Source organism: Paenibacillus sp. F024, assembly GCF_057814255.1.
On record NZ_JBVASZ010000011.1, the window covers coordinates 54,804 to 72,464 of the forward strand.

Sequence of the window (17,661 nt, forward strand, 5' to 3'; positions counted from 1 at the left end):
TTGAGATTTCTATTTCATTAAATCATAATTTCCGTCGTTGTCCAATTTTTTATTTCGTTGTGATGATTCCGTTAACCTGAACCAGTTGTTGATTCTCCTCTGCATACAGCTTTCTGGCCAAGTAGAAAGTCAGCACAAAAACCAGCATTCCCCCGCCGACCACGCCAGGCCAACGGTATAGCTGCCAGAACCAGCCCAAGTAGAAGCTTCCCAAGCTTCCTCCCAAATAATAAGAGAATAAATAAAGACTTGCCGCGCTTGCCTTGGCAAAGGCAGCCCGTGAATTGACCCAGCTTGCCGAAGCCGAATGGGAAAAGAAAAATCCGAAGCACTGCAGCACCAGTCCGATCAGAATGACCGGCAGCCAACCGACAAGCGTAAGGAGCAAACCTGACGCAAATATCATGATCCCCGCTATCATACAGCGGCTTTTGCCCCATCGGTCAGACAGCCTTCCGGAAACTGTAGAACCCAGACTGCCGGCAGCGTAGGCCAGAAACAGCAGGCCCAGCTGTGATGGGGTTAGATGGTAGGGCTGCTCGCTGAGCAGGAAGGTAAGGTAATTAAACGAACCGATAAAAACAAAAAAATGCAGGCCGCCGATCAGCATTCCCATGCTCAGCGTCGAATTTTTGACATGACTGGCCATCGCCGAAGCGGCACTGCCCCATTGCAGCGGCGAAGGCTTGAAATTACGGGAACGGGGCAGCAAAAACACAAAGGTCACAAACAAAACCACCGACAGTAGGCCTATTATGGTAAAGGAAGAGCGCCATCCCCAATGCTCTGCGACCACCCCGCTTACAATTCGTCCGCTCATCCCTCCAAGGCTGTTTGCCGCGATATAAAGACCCATAGAAACACTTAAGGCCTTGGGTGAAAATTCTTCACTCATATAGGCCATAGCCAAGGCCGGAAGTCCTGCAAGAAACAACCCCTGAATGGCCCGCAGAATTAGAAGAACGGAGTAATCACTGACATAAGCGGTCAAAACCGTTGAAACGACCCCGCCTGCCATGCACCAGACCATGATCGGCTTTCTTCCAACCGCATCCGATACAGGCCCGTAGATCAGCAAGGCTATACTGATACAAAATATAACAACCGAAAGGGATAAGCTCGACATAGATTCGCTTAATCCAAACTCCGCCACGAATAAAGGCAGCAGCGGCTGAGTCAAATATACGATGGCAAATACCAAAAATGAACCCAGACTTAGAGCCGCCGTAGCTCTCCAATATTCTCCTGAACCGTAATTCATCCCTTAAACTCCTTTACATGACTGTTCTACAGATGATACCATGATGACATACTATTAATAAAATATATTAATTTCATGATTTCGATAACCAAAAGGAATGTTGTCGCCTAAAGGAGAATCCTCTATGGATTTCAAAAAGCTGCAGTACTTTGTAGAAATTGCCAACTCAGGAAGCTTTACTAGAGCAGCCGAAAAGCTGCTTGTGGCTCAACCGGCTATCAGCAAGTCTATTCATAAACTGGAGGAAGAGCTGCAGCTCACCTTGTTTGACCGTTCGGAGAAAGCGGCGGTGGCTTTAACCCCTGAAGGCCGTGCGCTGCTGGTTCATGCAAAAGCCATCCTCAGCCGTGTGGAAGAAGCGCGCAAAGAAATGGAGGAGTTAAGAGGGCTTGAAAAAGGCGAGATCCGAATCGGCCTTCCCTCCATGTTCGGCAGCTATTACTTTCCCCAAATCATTAAAGAGTTTAAAAAGAAATACCCCGCTCTTACGATCAGCGTAGTCGAAGCGGGAACCCTGGAGGTTCAGAGGCTGTTGGACCGCAAAGAGGTGGATATTGGAATCATCGCTCTCGGCGACCACCATCAGGAGCATCATGAAGTCATCCCTTTGTTAAGGGAAGAAATGGTTGTTTGTCTGCCGGCCGGTCACCCGCTTGCGGAACGTTCAGCTATTCAACTGCAGGACATTTTGAGCGAGCCCCTTGTTCTGTTCAAAGAAGGTTATCTGCAGCGCAAGATCATCATGGAAGCAAGCAGCCATGGAGCGATTCCGCCGAATGTAACTTTCTCGACCAATCAATTGTCCTTGATCCAATCCTTGGTATCCGAAGGCTTAGGGATCACGTTGTTTTTACGTATGGTGATCAAGCACGACGATCCTTCGCTGGTTCCCGTTTCCCTTGATCCTCCGGTTTATCTGCATTTGGGAGCTTCATGGAACAAGGATACGTACTTATCGAAAGCATGCCAAACTTTTATGAACTTTCTCAAGGAATGGTTATAATGAGAGCAAAAAAACAGAAGCAGCTCTGCTCCTGTTTTTTTGTGAATTACAATGTTTTCAGTCGGCGGCAAATTTCCTGGACCACCTCGGTGGTCGACGATTTGCCGCCGATATCCGGAGTTTTGATACCGTCTTGAAGCACGCTTTCCATCACTTCAAGCATTTTGCGGCCTGCTTCCGCTTCACCTAGATGATCCAGCATCATTTTGGCCGTCCAGATTTGTCCTATAGGGTTAGCGATTCCTTTGCCGACAATGTCGGGTGCTGAACCATGAACAGGCTCAAACATCGACGGATATTTCCCGTTGATGTTAATATTGGCTGCCGGAGCGATCCCGATGCTTCCCATGATCGCCGCACCCAGATCGGTTAGGATGTCTCCGAAAAGATTACTTGCGACGATGACATCGAAGGTATGCGGACGGGTAACAAAGAATGCGGCCAAGGCGTCAATGTGACACGACGATGTCTCGATCCCGGGGTAATCCTTGCTCACTTCATGAAATACGTCGTCCCAGAATGGCATGGAATGGACGATGCCATTGGATTTGGTTGCGCTGGTGACACGCCCTCTTCTTTGCTCAGCCAACTGGAAGCCGTAGCGGATGGCCCGTTCCGTTCCTTTTCTGGTAAATACAGCCCCTTGAATCGCTACCTCATCTTCTCCTTTGTGAATCCTTCCGCCAATCTCGCTGTATTCTCCTTCACTGTTCTCCCTCACCACGATCAAATCAAAATCGCTCGGGTTATGTAATGGCGACTGAATCCCTTTTAGATATTTGGCCGGACGGATATTGATCACCTGCTCGAATTCGCGGCGGATTTTAATCAGCAATCCCCAAAGAGAAACATGATCCGGAACTTTTTTGGGATCGCCTACCGCTCCAAGAAACACCGCATTATAATTTTGCAGAATTTGTATTCCGTCATCAGGCATCATTTTACCGTGTTCCAAATAATAATCGCAGCTCCATGGGTAGCTTGTAAATTTAAAATCCAATCCGCCGTGAACTTCCGCTACCGTGTTCAACACTTCTAATGTCGCAGGGACGACTTCGTTGCCGATCCCATCCCCTGGAATAACCGCAATATCGTATTGTTTCATGTATAATTCTCCTCCGATTCCCTACTTTGGGCTTAATATTTGAAGCAAACCCGTTAAATCAGCCATTTCATAATCAGGATGATAACGGGGGTCAAGCGTATAATCACTCAACCGGTTGGACCAGACACAGGTAAGCCCCGCTGATTTTGCTCCCATCACATCAAATGAAGAGCCTGCGACATGCAGTAATTCCTTTCTGTCCAATCCAAGCCGAGTAAACGGAAGCTCATAGATTTGGGGGCTTGGTTTATACGCTCCCGCTTGATCCGAAGCAAAAATATAATCAAACGGAATGCCGACCTCATCTCGAAGAGCTTCCAGCATAGCTTCGGTTCCGTTAGATAAAATGGCGATTGGATAGCCTCTATTTTGAATTTCGGACAAGACTTCCGCCGCTTCCGGCCAAAGACTCAGCCTTGTCCATGCCGCTAATAATCGTTCACCGGCCTCATCGGATAGTTGAACGCCGAATCGCTTGACCGTGTATTCCAACGCACAGCGGGTGATGTAATCATAGCTTGAATGTCCTGTTTCCAGTGAATTGTTAAGCAATAAATAATCCCACTGACGGGTACGCCATGTCCGGAAAAAAGCCGTCACATCAAGCTTATCCTGACCGAATTCCCTTGCAAGCTCGGGAACCAGACTCCCCTCAATATTAGCCAAAGCCGAGTAAACATCAAAAGTAATCAACCGATAGGTCATGGATTCGATCCTCCTCTCACATAAAATGAAGACTGTCGACAGTAAGCAATTTTAGTATAGCAGATCCGATTTGTTTTTTTAATCTTTTTTTGAATCGGATCGTTTATTTTAATGCTTTTCGGACTGACCCAGAACTTGAATCAAATGCTCATAGTCGGCAGTTAAGTGGCGTACCATGGCATTGGACGCTGCTTCCCCGTTACGGTGCTTCATATAGTCATAGATTTCCGCATGCTGGTTATAAATCATCCGATCGCGGGCTTCTCCCTGAAAATTCAAAATCCGGTACAAAAATGTCAAGGATCTTAAATCGTTTAATTGTTTTTGCAGCCGGTCATTCCGGCTGAACCGGATGATCAGCTGATGGTATTGTTCATTTAACCTGATCACTTCGTCCTTATCATACCCATCGGGCTGTTCAATTTTTGACTTGGCCAATAATAAAGCCTCCTCGAGCTGCTTCAATTCAGCGTCTGTCGCTTTTTGAACGGCCACACGGACAGCAAGCGCTTCAAGCGCCATCCGGCATTGATAAATATCCTCCACATCTTTGACTGTCGGCTTATACACGACGATTCTCGATTTGTCGTCAATGACAACCAAGCCTTCTTTCTCCAAGGCCCGGATCGCTTCGCGGATCGGGCTTCGGCTGACATTCATTTCCTTGGCCAGTCTAGACTCAACAATCCGATCTCCGGGCTTGAATATACCGTCAAAAATCATTTTCTTGATGGCATGGTACAGCTGATCGTAGTATGGTACGGGTTTCTCGACGGAGTAGGAATCCATTCATTCACCTTCTTGTTGTCTGTCGACAATGATTATATGTATTAATGTAATCAATGCCTCAGATGAAGTCAACGAATGATAATGTTTCGTCGTTCTGTCATCGTTTGAAATAAAAACGGGAATTCATCGTCCTATGGAAGGTTATCGGATAAATAACCGTGACCAGAGAAGCTCTGAATTCCCTTTTATTTATGCTTATCCGGAGATATCGACTTCAGAACCGACTGCGGCTTGAACCCGCTGCTTCGTGCGCCGAATCAGAATCAACGAAATAATAAATAGCGCTACGGCCAGAAGCAGGATCGCTAATGCAATCGGACGTGTAACGAATATGGAGAAATCGCCGGCCGACATCGACAAGGATTGAACAAAGGACTGCTCGAACATCGGTCCCAGAATAAAGCAAAGAATAAGCGGTACCACCGGCCAGCGGTATTTCTGCAGGAAGTAACCGATGGCGCCGAAGACTAAGGCCATGAATACATCAAATAAACTGTTTCTCACCGTGTAAGCGCCAATAATACTTAATACCAGGATCACCGGTGCCATTATACCATACGGTACGGTAGTTAACTTTGCCCATAACCCTACAAGCGGCAAATTGAGTACAAGCAGCATCACATTGCCGATAAACATACTAGCGATGATCGTCCATACAAAGCCCCCGTTTTGTTCAAACAATACCGGTCCGGGCTGCAATCCGTAGATCATTAAGCCGGCAAGCAGAACGGCCAGCGGTGGAGAACTCGGAATGCCAAGCGCAAAGAGCGGGATAAATCCGGAAGAGCTAGTCGCATTGTTGGCCGATTCCGGCGCCGCCACGCCTTCTATTGCCCCCTTGCCGAATTGTTCCGGATGCTTGGAGACCTTCTTTTCCACGTCATAGGCCAAAAAAGTCGTAACGGCAGTGGAGCAGCCCGGCAATAAGCCGAGGACAAAGCCGATAAAACCACCGCGGAACATCGCTTTATAGCTCTTCTTCAAATCCGCAAAGCTGGGATAAACACTGCCGATTTTGCCGGGGGCAATGGCTCCGCTCTTCTCCTCCATGCCTTTGATAACCTCGGTAATAGCAAATAATCCGATGATCACGCTGATCATATCAATACCTGACATTAAGGTATCGCTTCCAAACGTAAACCGCATCTGGCCTCCGGAAGGACCCATTCCCCCCATGGAAAGCAAGTAACCGAAAAGTCCCATGATTAAGCCTTTAATAATGGAATTGCCCGCTAAGTTTACAATCACTGTCAGCGCCAGCAGCATAAGCGCAAAATATTCGGGCGGGCCGAATTTTAACGCCTGGTCTGCAAGAAGCGGAGCGAAGAATACAAGACCGATCACTCCCATGGTTCCAGCCACGAAGGAACCGATGGCGGCAATTCCTAGCGCCGGTCCGCCCTTTCCCTGTTTGGCCAACGGATAACCGTCCAGGCAAGTCGGAACCGACGAGACCTCTCCGGGAATGTTAAGCAGAATGGCTGTCGTTGATCCGCCGTACATGGCACCATAATAAATTCCGGCTAACATAATAATTCCTTCTACCGGACCGAGCACTGTCGTTAAAGGCAGCAAAATGGCAATTGCGGAAGTAGGTCCGAGCCCCGGCAGCATGCCGACCAAGGTTCCAACAAGAGCACCCAATATGGCCATCGCAAGGTTAAGGGGTGTTAACGCTTCTCCAAATCCGTGTAAAAGCATGTTTAGTGCTTCCATTGTTTATGTTTCACCCCTTCGTTAAATATTAAAGATTCCTCGTGGGAACGGCATTCCGAGCCAAAAAATAAAGAGCAGATAAAAAACCGCACTTAAAATGATGGCGTAAATCGCCGATTTGGCAAAACTGAAAAAACCAAGAACTTTAAACAACCCGATCGAAACCAATAACGTACTGATGACATAGCCCAAATAAGGAATGGCAAACCAATAAGCGAACAATAATCCCATGGCTGCAAGCATGCTTCTCATGATGACGCGATCCGGAAATTCTACTTTAAAGCTTTCGCCCTTTATAAAGAAAACCATCAATAGCCCAAACAAAATTAAAGCGCCGCCTACAAGCCCGGGCATCGTATGATCCCCGACGAACGTATCCATTCGCGCCGGGTACAAACGTATAGCCTCAGACATCGAGATGCTTCCGAAAATAATGCTGATAATACCCCCAATACGATCGGCCAGCATAGTTTCTCCCCCCTCTGTTTGTATGAATCCGTTCTTTTACATACCTCCTCCTTCTATTGGAAGACCAATAGAAGGAGGAGATTCCTTTTCCACCTATTACTTAATGAGTCCCTTGTCCTTTACAATTTTGGAGAAGAGTTCTGTTTCTTCTTTTACATATTTTGCATAATCAGCAGCATTCAAATATGCGCCTTGAACGCTCATCGACTTCAGCTTCTCTTGGAATGCAGGGTCCTTCTGCATTTTGTCAATGGTGGTTTCCCACTTCTTCACTACATGATCCGGAACGCCCTTTGGCATCGATACCCCTACCCAGAACGATGCGGTGATTCCCTTGATCCCTTTTTCCTCCATAGTAGGAGCATCCGGGAAGAAAGTGCTGCGTTTATCCGAGGCAATAGCCAGTATTTTCAGCTTGCCAGCCTTAACCAGGTTATTTACTTCACTTACCCCTTGAACCCCAAGCATGATGTGTCCGCCGGCAACTTTAGGAAGGGCATCTCCGGCACCGTTGGTTACGATCAGCTTGGCTTTGGAGAAATCTCCGCCGATACTGTCCAGCCACTGAATTACGCCAAACGTAGCGATAGCCGTAGGTCCATTACTTGCAAAGCTGAGCTTATCCGGATTTTTCTTCACAAAGTCATTAAGCTCTTCAATCGTATTAAAAGGAGCATCCGACTTTACAACCCAGGCCAGCGGGTCATTGGTTGTTTTGGCAATAAACTGATAATCGTCAATGGTAAACGGCAAGTTTGGAACACCTGCCAATAGTCCCGTAACAGCGGAAACGCTTTGAGTCACGACGGAATAACCGTCCTTCGCTCCTTGCTTCAGAACTAATTGAGTTCCGGTAGCTCCTCCGGCGCCCGGCTTGTTCACGACGATGACCGGTTGACCCCATTCCTTGCTTAAGTAATCACTCATCGCTCTTGCAAAAATATCCGTTCCCCCGCCAGCCGCGAACGGTACGGTGATTTCAATTTGTTTTGTCGGGTATTTCGGTTCTTCTTTAGCAGGTGCGGCCGTATTGCCCGATGATCCATTTGATGCAGGCGCAGATCCGCAGCCGGCTACAGCTACCGCAAGTAATGCTGTGGCTAGAATACCGCCAAACGATTTTTTCTTCATTTGAATTCCCCCTATGATATGATTTGGAAAGCGCTTTTAGTAAGCGGTTTCATAATTTCTAAAATTCATATTAATGGGAATTCAAAACGAAAACAATCTTTCGACCATATTGGTTCTTTTGGTCATTTTGGTCTTACATTCCATAGTTTCTGGCGACCTTAACCTTTAAGATTCGTTTCGCAGAAAAGTGTGGGTGATGAAATGAAGATCCTGATCATCAAGCCCTAAGGCATTCCCTTGCGAATCCGTCTTCGCAATGACGAACGGCCCTTTAATAATCCCGCGGGCAAAATGGGTATTAAGGGGCAAATCCCGATCCGTCCCCTCTTGATTGCAGTACAAAGTAAACCCCTTTCCCAATTGAAAACAATCAAGCGATCCGTCAATCAGCGTATGCAGCGACTTCATCCCCTCGGTGATCTGTTGGATTTTGACATCTTCTCCAGGTACGGCAACCAGTACTTTCGGCATCAAGCGATCTCCTTTTTCAAGCAGGTTTAAACGTATAATTTCCATGATGTATTGAAATTAACTATGGAAAATTCAAGGATTGAACTTTTCATTCATAATACGTCTAAGCGGTGGATGAAATGAAACCCAACGGTTCATAATATACGGGAAATGGTTTGTAATTTTGATAAAATGGATAAACACTTCATCCTTTAGGTGGTCTGTATGTTCAAATTTTGGAATAGGCCTGCTAGTGAGAGCATTCGACGGCATCATGATGCTGATCAGGATGACGTTCTTTCGATGGAAGGATTAAAACGAATGCTGGCCAACATGCATGATGCGGAAATCATTGAGCGGCGATCCATCCGGAATCACAAGGTAACGATGGCATACATAAGAACTTTGATCGATAAAGAGCGATTAAATGAAGCCATTATCGAGCCGATCAACCATTGTTCTCAGGAGTACATTTACGAATGTATTGCAGATTACAATGTGTCTGCTGTAAAAACCTTGCTTGTGGCACATCATATGCTTTTACAAGGTTCGATTCTTGTACACGACTCATCCCACAATCAATGGTGGTCTGTCCCTCTTCAGAATTCGTTAAGCCGGGCAATAGAACCATCCGAGACGGAAACCATTATTTATGGTCCAAAAGACAGCTTCAGTGAACAAATCGAGCAAAATATCACTATGATTCGCAGACGCATGCCTGTAGCAAATGTAAAGACGGAAAAGTTTTCCGTAGGTTATTTGAGCAAAACCAAGATTGTTCTGATGTATGTTGAAGGCTTGACCAATCCTGAATTCATATCCATTGCAAGAAGCAAAATATCCAATATCGATTTTGATTTGATCCTGGAGTCGTCCAACCTGACCGCTTTTATGGATGACCATACGCACAGCGTTTTTCCGCAATATATGCAAACCGATCGGCCGGATGCCTGTGTTTACTCCTTAGGTCTGGGCAAATTGGTGATCTTGGTCGACAACACACCCTTTGCCATCGTAGCTCCGATTACGTTTTTTCATCTTTTTCAATCCCCGGAGGATTATATCAACCGCTGGATGGTGGCCAGCTTTTTCCGTTCCATCCGATATTTAAGCTTTTTTTTAGCCATTACCTTGGTCCCGCTCTATGTCGCGTTATCGACACATCATTATCAAATGATACCGCTGCAATTTCTTTTTGTTCTGCTGGAGTCCAGAAGTAAATTGCCTTTTACTCCCTTTTGGGAATCGTTTCTGATGCTGATCACCCTAGAGATCATCAAAGAGGCCAGTTTGCGGATGCCGACCAAATCGGGTCAAACCTTAGGCGTCATCGGAGGTATCGTCATCGGTCAAGCCGCAGTCCAAGCCGGTTTTGCAAGCAAAATATTAATTGTGTTAGTAGGGATCTCGTCCATTGCTTCCTTTTTGGTCCCCAATTATCTGGTAACCAAATCGAACACGCTTATTCAATTTATTTTACTTGTGCTTTCCGCTTTTTTGGGGATCATTGGAATGGCATTTGGGTACATCCTGTTACTCGCCCATATGAACGGGCTTACTTCATTGAAGCAGCCCTACTTTTCACCTGTGGCTCCATTTTACGCGAAAGAATGGCTGGATCTTTTTATCCGGGCGCCCCTGCCATGGATGAAAACGCGTCCCGAATCTTTGCAGCCTTTGGAAAAACGCCGATATTGGCGAAGGAGATAATCAATGAGAGCATTTTCCTTATATGAAAAATCGTCTACCTTTGGCGGCGTATATACCATGTTATTGGTAAACAGGATGCAGCTGCTTTACTTTGTATTCTTGATTCCCATGTATTTGGTGCATCCGTATATGATTTGGGGGATCGTGGTTATAGGAATACTATCGCAAATCAATCTGATCATCTTTTCCAAATGGTTGTCCTCTCATGCGTTGGCAAAGGATGTTCAGGGATTTGTTCAACTCTTTGGAAAAAAGGGAATACGTATCATAGCTTTTGCCGGCTGGATTATTATTTTAGTCAAAATCACAGTGATCACATTAAGTTATGTCGAAGTCGTTCATCATTTCATATTCCCCTCCATGAATACCAATTGGTTGATTTTTTTCATTTTTCTCATTAGCTGCTATTTAGCCGTTATGGGAATAAATACAGCCATACGATTTGTTGTCATTGCTTTTTTAGCATCATATTGGATGATATTGTTGTTTTTGCCCTTTTTCATTCCGCCCGTTGCTTCGCTGTACGATCTATATCCCCTTATACCGATAAGCTGGACCGCGGACTCCTGGAAAGGCTTATTATTCATTTGGTCGGCTATGTCTGGACCTGAATACCTGGTTTGTTTAATTCCCTGGCTGGATACAGGACCAAAGCTGCTTAAATATGCATCCGCTGCGAATGCGCTCACCGTTTTTGAATATTTAATTGTATTTATAGCTTCGTTATTTTTCTATGGCTCCAATTATTTAAGCAAAAGCGAATTCCCGGTAATCAATATGATCCGATACCTTCAATCTCCAGTCTTCGAGCGAATCGATATGATCCTGCTTTCTTTAAACATGTTTCACTTTGTTTTTGTTGCATCCATTTTTATTCTCTTTTTGTACGGAGCCGGCAGAATCATGCTGGGTACATGGGATACGCCGGTCAGTCGAACGGGGTTTGCTGCAAGCTGCATGATCCTATTGGGATGTCTGCTTATAACCAATGTATCATTCTGGCAGGAAGGAAACGAGAGGAGCTTCGGACTGATCCTGGAGGTAATCTTTAGTGCATTATCCTACCTGCTGGTTCCATCCATCCTTGTCATTGCCGGCAGATTAAAGGGGCGTGTCTAAATATTATGGTGCAGATCAAAACTTATTTTCATATAGCTCTGTTGTGCATGCTCGTCGCCATGACGGGATGTTCTCCGTTTGTGGAGAACAATACCATTGAAGAAATCGCCCCGGTCGTATTTTGGTCTATCAAAGAAGGCCAAAAAGGGAAGTTAAAAATCAGTACGCTGGTTCCTCCATTAATTAACGAAAAGAAGCGTCTGCTCAGCATGGATGTCGAGCTGCTCAAGCAGGGAGGAAAGGATTTTAATTTAATTTATTATCGGGAATTAAAATCCGGTCAGCTTCGGATGGTGTTAATCATTGATATGCTGGCCAAAAAAGGCATCCTGACTCTGATCGATACGCTATTAAATGACCCCAATATATCCCAACGCCTTTACGTAGCGGTCATACATGGAAATTTTGACGATTATATTAAAGGCCAGTTAAGCAAGCAAGCCAATCTGGATTATTTCCTTTACCGGATGTTCAAGCACTATGAGGATAAGCATCAAGGTGAAATGAGCATCGTAAATCTGCATGAATTCAAAAATAAGCTTTATTCTCCTTACTCGGATCCGTTCATGCCTCTTTTTCAGGCTGGTAAGACGAATTTTACTTATAAAGGAACCGCATTTTTCAAAAAGGACAAGCTTGTGGCTACCATCAACAAGCTCGATGACCAAATTTTTCAGCTGCTCGGCAACGATCATTACCTCAAAATCTTTTCTATTCCCGATTTAGCTGTAAGTTTAGGCCATGTTCGATCCAAGCCCCGCTTTCAATTCAATAAGGATTATTCGGAGATTTCTATCCATGTGGAGCTAAGCGGCAAAATCGAGGAATACCGCGGAAACAAAAATTTGTCTGCAGCCAGAGACTTTGAAAGTCTTAATCAAGAGATAAAAACGTATTTGGAGAAAAAATCAACAGCTTTACTTAAAAAACTGCAAAAATGGGATGTTGACCCTTTGCAAATAGGCAAGCGCACCCTTCGCCCTTTTTCCCGACCCCTGACAGAAAAAGAATGGTCTGCTTATTTGCGGCAGATGAAGATCAATGTTATATATCGGCTTGATTTACAGCCTTTGAAAAGAATAAACAGATAACCCGTACCTTTAAAAAAAGGATGGCATTTTTGTCGAAATTTGATAAGATAGTTGAGGTATTTATATTAACCAAGACCGTCAAGGAGTGTATCGTATTGAAGCAACCTAAAGAAATCGGAGTTCATGAGCGGCCGCCGCTGCTGCAGAGCTTGCCGCTCAGTTTCCAGCACTTATTCGCCATGTTCGGCGCAACCGTGCTTGTCCCCTTCCTCTTTGATGTGGATCCGGCGACGATTCTGCTGATGAACGGAATCGGAACATTGCTGTATCTATGGATCTGTAAAGGGAAAATACCGGCCTACCTAGGCTCCAGCTTTGCCTTCTTATCTCCTGTATTTGCTGTATTGGGAGCGAAGATGCCTTATGAAGCCGCTCTCGGCGGATTTATTGTATCGGGGATTATTTTCACCTTGGTCGCTCTATTGATTCGCAGAGTGGGAACCGGCTGGTTGGATATCGTTTTTCCTCCTGCAGCCATGGGCGCCATCGTAACCGTTATCGGATTGGAGCTGGTACCGGTAGCCGCCCAAATGGCAGGCTTCATCAAACCGTCCGATGTAACGGAATGGTCGCCCGACCCTAAAGCGATCATCGTCTCTTCCGTCACTTTGCTGATTACTATTATCGGCTCCGTGGTATTTCGCGGCTTTTTAAAAATCATCCCGATACTTATCGGCATTATTTGCGGCTATATTCTTGCTTTTTTCATGGGCTTTGTTCATTTTGAAGCCGTTGCAAAAGCGGACGTCCTAGCCATTCCGACCTTTTATGTTCCGCAGTTTAACCTCACGGCCATTATCATCATTGCACCGGCTGCACTCGTCGTCATAGCAGAACATATCGGACACTTGATTGTGACCGGCAATATTGTTGGAAAAGATTTATCTAAAGACCCGGGATTGGATCGTTCCTTACTGGGTAACGGGATCTCGACGATCCTTTCCGGCTTCGTGGGCTCCACGCCGAATACAACGTACGGAGAAAACATCGGTGTTTTGGCTATATCCCGCGTTTATTCTACTTGGGTCATTGGCGGAGCTGCGGTCATCGCCATTTTCCTATCGTTCTTCGGGAAGCTCACCGAAATCATCCGCACGATCCCGGTTCCGGTAATGGGCGGTGTATCGCTCCTTTTATTTGGCGTCATCGCGGCATCCGGGGTCCGTATGCTGGTCGAAACGAAGGTTGATTACTCCAAAGCAAGCAATCTGATCCTGACGAGCATCGTTCTTGTCATCGGCATCAGCGGAGCTACACTGACCATCGGAAGCTTTTCACTCAAAGGGATGGCGCTTGCGACTGTCCTGGCTATTCTAATCAGCCTCTTCTTTAAGGTGCTGGAGAAATTAAAGCTAATGAACGAAACAAGCGAATAAGGCCGTCATAATCTAAATACCCTGCAGCGGCAGCGATGCCTTTGCAGGGTATTTACCGTTTCATGCCGTATTACGTGATGGCTTCCAAACCGCCGTACCGGGATATCGCCATAAGCAAATCGTGCAGAATGGGAAGAATAAATTGAGCCGAGCCCAGCTTGAAAATGCCGCTGCGGTTATGCAGCACCGCTTCTCTCACATACAGCCGGTAATGCTGCATCCCGGACTGAACATTCACAGTCTCGCTGCCTACAGACTTGCCGGTGCTAAGACGAATCGGACGGGAGCCTATCGGGAGGTCAAACGGAGTGATGCTGATGATATCCTCCAGCTTAATATGGTAATTCGCATGAGGCTTTTGAAAAATCAATTCTTTGGTTGATACCGTGAGACCGAAATCTCGTTTTTTGTGGGACAGCTTAAGATCACCCTCAAGCTCTTTGATCTTAATGAAGTTTTCGTTCATCGTTCCTTCCTCCTTATAGTTCCGCTCTGGAATCGTCTGAACGTATGGATCACTGCCATAATACTAGGATACCATAAAACACGATGCCAGTACTACAATCCTGGCGGCTCGGATGGTGGATGTGCGATCTCGTTTTCCCTAAGCCATTATGCTACAATACGGAAATTGAAGAGGATAAGTGCTGAAGGAGGATTTTAATTAACTATGTTAGTTATCGGCATTGCAGGCGGTACCGGCTCCGGTAAAACGACGGTAGCGCGCTCGGTTATTCACCGGCTGGGATCGGATAAGGTCACTTTTATCTCACAAGATAATTATTATAAAGACCATGCTCATCTTACGTTCACAGAACGGGAATCGATTAATTACGATCATCCGCTGGCATTCGATAACAGCCTGCTACTCGGACACCTCAAGCAGCTCAAACAGAACAATATCGTATTCGCTCCAGTGTATGATTTTTCCCGTCACACACGGTCTGCGACCGAATTCATTGAGCTAAAGCCCAACAAAATCGTCATGATCGAAGGGCTTCATGTGTTGTCGGACGAGCATCTGAGAGATTTTCTTGATATCAAGGTATTTGTCGATACGGATCCGGATGTGCGCATTTTACGGCGTGTGCTCCGAGATATCAATGATCGAGGCAGAACCATTCAGTCGGTTTACGATCAGTACATGAATACGGTTAAGCCCATGCACGAGGCCTTTATCGAGCCGTCTAAAAAATACGCCGATCTCATCATACCCGAAGGCGGACACAACGAGGTCGGCATACAATTGCTATCCATTTTGACAGGAAAATACTTAATGCAGTGAATTATTAATGTGACTTAATTGTTTGCTCTACGATAGACTCGCTCCGGACGTCCTACATCACCATAGGAGAGGTCTGCTCTTAGCCTATTTTCGGCCACAAGATGCTCAAGGTATCGGCGGGCAGTCGACCTGCTTACGCCAACCAGCTTTGCCGTTTGCTCTGCGGTTAAAGGCTCGGCGGCCGCGGTCATGGCTCCTATGATTTTATCCAGCGTCAGCTTGTCAATCCCTTTGGGAAGGGAAGCTCCGACATCCGGAGCTTCTTTTTTTCCTGGGCCTTGAAGCAGACGATCAATCTCGTCTTGACTGATATGGGTCTTTTCCTGACGGAGCTGACGGATGGTATGATGAAAGGCTTGGTAACGAAGAAGCGTTTCCTTCATCCGGTTAAATAAAACAGGCTTCATAATGTAATCAAAAACGCCTCCCCGGATGGCTTCCCGAACCGCATCTACTTCCTTGGCCGCGGTGATCATAATTACATCCGTATCACTGAATTCCCGTCCGATGATCCGAAGAAGCGCGAGTCCATTCGTTTCGGGAAAATAAATATCGAGCAGCACCAGATCCGGCTCCAATACCTGCAGCAGTTCCAGCGCCTGCGGCTCGTCGGTAGCGATTCCGATAACGGAAAAGCCCTCGACCTTCTCAACGAAGCGCCTGTTGATTTCTGCAATGCGCTCATCGTCTTCAATGATCAGGACTTGAATCGGAAGCATCGCCTCCCTCTCATTCCCCATCCAAAATCACCCCTTTCGTCCCATGAATTCGATCTGCCGAGACTACACTATCACTTTGTTTCGGGATCACAACAAAGAAAATTGTTCCGTTATCTGCGGAAGGCTCATGCTGAATCGTGCCTCCAAGCCTTTGCACAGCATGCTTTACTAAAGAAAGTCCAATTCCCCTATGTTCGCCCTCTTTGCTTGAAACTCCTTTTTCAAAAATAAGGTCGGACCAATCTCGCGGGATCCCCGGTCCGTTATCTTCACATTCGATCATCAAATCATCGCCATGATCGCTCAAAAATATAATGACTTTTTTCTCTTCATCGATCGAATGCTCCACTAGCGCTTCCATGGCATTGTCCGCCAGATTCCCGATGATCGTTACCAGCAAATCCCTGTCAATCCATTTAGGCACATCCCTAAAGGAGCTCTCGCGATCGATTTCAAGCTGGATTTTCAGTTCCTGCGCCCGATTGTATTTGCCGATGAGAAGTCCGCCAATAACCGGGTCGGGAATTTCACGCATGATGAACTGAATCAGGTTTTGATGGACGTCCGACTCCTTCGAAATCATTTCAACAGCCTCCTGATACGACTCGAGTTGAATGAGTCCGGAAATGACATATAATTTATTGGAATACTCATGCGTTTGCGCCCTCAGCCCTTCGGCAAACCGCTTGACCTGAGACAGCTCTTCAGCCAAACGGAATAATTCCGATTTGTTCCGGAAACTGGCAACGGCACCTATAACCTCCTGCTTCCGGTTGAACACCGGAACCCGGTTAACCACAACCTCTTGTCCGTTCATCAGCATAATATCGTCAAAATGGGACTGTCCCGTTTGAATGACTTCCAGCAGTCTGGTTGTCGGCACAATATCCTGGACCGGTTTGCCCAGCAGCTCGGCATCGTCCTTTAGACCGAGGATGTGCAGCGTCTGCTGGTTGGCCATGGTGATTCGTCCGCTTCGATCTACAGCGAGGAGCGCCTCGCGGATCGACTCCAGTATCGCTTTCTTCTCCATATACAATGCTCCGATTTCTTCCGGCTCCAATCCGTGAATGGAACGGCGAACGCCTCTGGCAATCATTATTGCTCCAATCAGCGCAACCAGCAGCGCGCCAATGGCGATCAGAAAAATCTGCTGCTGGTACACATCGTCCCATTGATTAATATCATCAATCATAAACCCGATCGAAACAATGCCGATAACATCTCCTTGATCGGAGAAAATCGGCACTTTGCCACGCAGGGACGGCCCAAGCGAGCCTTCGGCTTCAGAAATGATAGACATCCCTTGAAGCACCGGTCCGTTGTCTCCCCCAACCATTTCCTTGCCGATCCGGTCAGGGTACGGATGCGAATATCGAATTTCATTCCGGTTGCCTATGACGATAAATTCAGCGCCTGTTTTCGAACGGATGTCCTCCGCGATCGGCTGTATGACCAAGGACGGATCCGGCAAATTAAAAGCATGTCTGATTTCCGGAATCGACGCTACCGATTCGGCTACCTTTAGGGCTCTTGTGCCGATTTGCTCCTTCAACAAGGAAGTCACCATATATTCAACAACGGCACCTAAAAGAAGAAGCACCGTGAACAGAAGCGAACAAATGAGTACGATGAGCTTGGTTTGCAGCTTCACTTTCGTTCATTCTCCTTCCGGTGGTGATAGTACTAGCATACTATATTCTCCCGATTAACGAAATAAATCCCCTTACTGC

17 protein-coding genes are annotated in these 17,661 nt (G+C 46.3%); 6 read left to right on the forward strand and 11 right to left on the reverse strand.

From position 1 onward, the window contains the following. Window positions 1-49: 49 nt before the first annotated feature. Window positions 50-1,261 carry an MFS transporter gene (locus ACZYR9_RS13215; RefSeq protein ID WP_488978964.1) on the reverse strand — a complete coding sequence of 404 codons (1,212 nt, stop codon included), beginning with the start codon at window positions 1,259-1,261 and terminating at the stop codon, window positions 50-52. A gap of 124 nt (window positions 1,262-1,385) precedes the next feature. Between ACZYR9_RS13215 and ACZYR9_RS13220 the strand changes: the two genes are divergently transcribed. Beyond that, window positions 1,386-2,264 carry a LysR family transcriptional regulator gene (locus ACZYR9_RS13220; RefSeq protein WP_488978965.1) on the forward strand — a complete coding sequence of 293 codons (879 nt, stop codon included), beginning with the start codon at window positions 1,386-1,388 and terminating at the stop codon, window positions 2,262-2,264. A gap of 46 nt (window positions 2,265-2,310) precedes the next feature. Here the strand turns inward: ACZYR9_RS13220 and ACZYR9_RS13225 are convergent, their stop codons facing one another. The 7 genes from ACZYR9_RS13225 to ACZYR9_RS13255 all read right to left on the reverse strand — a co-directional run bounded on the left by ACZYR9_RS13225 (window position 2,311) and on the right by ACZYR9_RS13255 (window position 8,649). Then, on the reverse strand, window positions 2,311-3,369 hold the full coding sequence (locus ACZYR9_RS13225) for a tartrate dehydrogenase (protein WP_488978966.1): 1,059 nt from the start codon (window positions 3,367-3,369) through the stop codon (window positions 2,311-2,313). Window positions 3,370-3,390: 21 nt separating this feature from the next. Then, on the reverse strand, window positions 3,391-4,074 hold the full coding sequence (locus ACZYR9_RS13230; RefSeq protein ID WP_488978967.1) for a haloacid dehalogenase type II: 684 nt from the start codon (window positions 4,072-4,074) through the stop codon (window positions 3,391-3,393). A gap of 108 nt (window positions 4,075-4,182) precedes the next feature. Then, window positions 4,183-4,863 (reverse strand): GntR family transcriptional regulator, encoded by a 681-nt coding sequence (locus ACZYR9_RS13235; RefSeq protein ID WP_488978968.1) that lies wholly within the window; start codon window positions 4,861-4,863, stop codon window positions 4,183-4,185. Between the two features lie 195 nt (window positions 4,864-5,058). After that, window positions 5,059-6,579, reverse strand: a complete 1,521-nt coding sequence (locus tag ACZYR9_RS13240) for a tripartite tricarboxylate transporter permease (protein ID WP_488978969.1) — start codon at window positions 6,577-6,579, stop codon at window positions 5,059-5,061. Window positions 6,580-6,600: 21 nt separating this feature from the next. Beyond that, window positions 6,601-7,047: a tripartite tricarboxylate transporter TctB family protein gene (locus ACZYR9_RS13245; protein WP_488978970.1), complete on the reverse strand. Its 447-nt coding sequence runs from the start codon at window positions 7,045-7,047 to the stop codon at window positions 6,601-6,603. Between the two features lie 96 nt (window positions 7,048-7,143). Further along, the gene (locus ACZYR9_RS13250) at window positions 7,144-8,178 is read right to left on the reverse strand and encodes a tripartite tricarboxylate transporter substrate binding protein (RefSeq protein WP_488978971.1); all 1,035 of its coding nucleotides are present in this window, start codon (window positions 8,176-8,178) and stop codon (window positions 7,144-7,146) included. Window positions 8,179-8,343: 165 nt separating this feature from the next. After that, a complete protein-coding gene (locus ACZYR9_RS13255) occupies window positions 8,344-8,649 on the reverse strand; it encodes a DUF3846 domain-containing protein (RefSeq protein WP_488978972.1) in 306 nt (101 codons plus the stop codon). Between the two features lie 204 nt (window positions 8,650-8,853). On the opposite strand from ACZYR9_RS13255, the gene ACZYR9_RS13260 reads away from it, so the two are divergent. From ACZYR9_RS13260 to uraA, 4 genes are all read left to right on the forward strand, one after another. Then, on the forward strand, window positions 8,854-10,338 hold the full coding sequence (locus ACZYR9_RS13260; protein WP_488978973.1) for a spore germination protein: 1,485 nt from the start codon (window positions 8,854-8,856) through the stop codon (window positions 10,336-10,338). Window positions 10,339-10,341: 3 nt separating this feature from the next. Next, window positions 10,342-11,457 (forward strand): GerAB/ArcD/ProY family transporter, encoded by a 1,116-nt coding sequence (locus ACZYR9_RS13265; protein ID WP_488978974.1) that lies wholly within the window; start codon window positions 10,342-10,344, stop codon window positions 11,455-11,457. Between the two features lie 5 nt (window positions 11,458-11,462). Next, window positions 11,463-12,548: a Ger(x)C family spore germination protein gene (locus ACZYR9_RS13270; RefSeq protein ID WP_488978975.1), complete on the forward strand. Its 1,086-nt coding sequence runs from the start codon at window positions 11,463-11,465 to the stop codon at window positions 12,546-12,548. Between the two features lie 95 nt (window positions 12,549-12,643). Continuing rightward, the gene (gene uraA / locus ACZYR9_RS13275) at window positions 12,644-13,924 is read left to right on the forward strand and encodes a uracil permease (RefSeq protein ID WP_488978976.1); all 1,281 of its coding nucleotides are present in this window, start codon (window positions 12,644-12,646) and stop codon (window positions 13,922-13,924) included. A gap of 70 nt (window positions 13,925-13,994) precedes the next feature. Here uraA and ACZYR9_RS13280 read toward each other — a convergent pair whose 3' ends face one another. Continuing rightward, window positions 13,995-14,390 carry a hypothetical protein gene (locus ACZYR9_RS13280; RefSeq protein WP_488978977.1) on the reverse strand — a complete coding sequence of 132 codons (396 nt, stop codon included), beginning with the start codon at window positions 14,388-14,390 and terminating at the stop codon, window positions 13,995-13,997. Window positions 14,391-14,594: 204 nt separating this feature from the next. On the opposite strand from ACZYR9_RS13280, the gene udk reads away from it, so the two are divergent. Further along, window positions 14,595-15,209 (forward strand): uridine kinase, encoded by a 615-nt coding sequence (gene udk / locus ACZYR9_RS13285; protein ID WP_488978978.1) that lies wholly within the window; start codon window positions 14,595-14,597, stop codon window positions 15,207-15,209. A gap of 14 nt (window positions 15,210-15,223) precedes the next feature. On the opposite strand, the gene ACZYR9_RS13290 is transcribed toward udk, so the two are convergent. Further along, on the reverse strand, window positions 15,224-15,949 hold the full coding sequence (locus ACZYR9_RS13290) for a response regulator (RefSeq protein WP_488978979.1): 726 nt from the start codon (window positions 15,947-15,949) through the stop codon (window positions 15,224-15,226). Next, window positions 15,939-17,582 (reverse strand): ATP-binding protein, encoded by a 1,644-nt coding sequence (locus ACZYR9_RS13295; RefSeq protein WP_488978980.1) that lies wholly within the window; start codon window positions 17,580-17,582, stop codon window positions 15,939-15,941. Before ACZYR9_RS13295 ends, ACZYR9_RS13290 begins: the two co-directional genes overlap by 11 nt. Window positions 17,583-17,661: the final 79 nt, after the last annotated feature.

Excerpts from the sequence above, each read along its gene's own strand:
- ACZYR9_RS13245 (WP_488978970.1), bottom strand. The coding sequence starts at position 7,047 with ATGCTGGCCGATCGTATTGGGGGTATTATCAGCATTATTTTCGGAAGC.
- ACZYR9_RS13215 (WP_488978964.1), bottom strand. The coding sequence starts at position 1,261 with ATGAATTACGGTTCAGGAGAATATTGGAGAGCTACGGCGGCTCTAAGT.
- ACZYR9_RS13280 (WP_488978977.1), bottom strand. The coding sequence starts at position 14,390 with ATGAACGAAAACTTCATTAAGATCAAAGAGCTTGAGGGTGATCTTAAG.
- ACZYR9_RS13230 (WP_488978967.1), bottom strand. The coding sequence starts at position 4,074 with ATGACCTATCGGTTGATTACTTTTGATGTTTACTCGGCTTTGGCTAAT.
- ACZYR9_RS13290 (WP_488978979.1), bottom strand. The coding sequence starts at position 15,949 with ATGGGGAATGAGAGGGAGGCGATGCTTCCGATTCAAGTCCTGATCATT.
- ACZYR9_RS13235 (WP_488978968.1), bottom strand. The coding sequence starts at position 4,863 with ATGGATTCCTACTCCGTCGAGAAACCCGTACCATACTACGATCAGCTG.
- ACZYR9_RS13220 (WP_488978965.1), top strand. The coding sequence starts at position 1,386 with ATGGATTTCAAAAAGCTGCAGTACTTTGTAGAAATTGCCAACTCAGGA.
- ACZYR9_RS13270 (WP_488978975.1), top strand. The coding sequence starts at position 11,463 with ATGGTGCAGATCAAAACTTATTTTCATATAGCTCTGTTGTGCATGCTC.
- udk (WP_488978978.1), top strand. The coding sequence starts at position 14,595 with ATGTTAGTTATCGGCATTGCAGGCGGTACCGGCTCCGGTAAAACGACG.
- ACZYR9_RS13250 (WP_488978971.1), bottom strand. The coding sequence starts at position 8,178 with ATGAAGAAAAAATCGTTTGGCGGTATTCTAGCCACAGCATTACTTGCG.
- ACZYR9_RS13225 (WP_488978966.1), bottom strand. The coding sequence starts at position 3,369 with ATGAAACAATACGATATTGCGGTTATTCCAGGGGATGGGATCGGCAAC.
- ACZYR9_RS13260 (WP_488978973.1), top strand. The coding sequence starts at position 8,854 with ATGTTCAAATTTTGGAATAGGCCTGCTAGTGAGAGCATTCGACGGCAT.
- ACZYR9_RS13240 (WP_488978969.1), bottom strand. The coding sequence starts at position 6,579 with ATGGAAGCACTAAACATGCTTTTACACGGATTTGGAGAAGCGTTAACA.
- ACZYR9_RS13265 (WP_488978974.1), top strand. The coding sequence starts at position 10,342 with ATGAGAGCATTTTCCTTATATGAAAAATCGTCTACCTTTGGCGGCGTA.
- ACZYR9_RS13255 (WP_488978972.1), bottom strand. The coding sequence starts at position 8,649 with ATGCCGAAAGTACTGGTTGCCGTACCTGGAGAAGATGTCAAAATCCAA.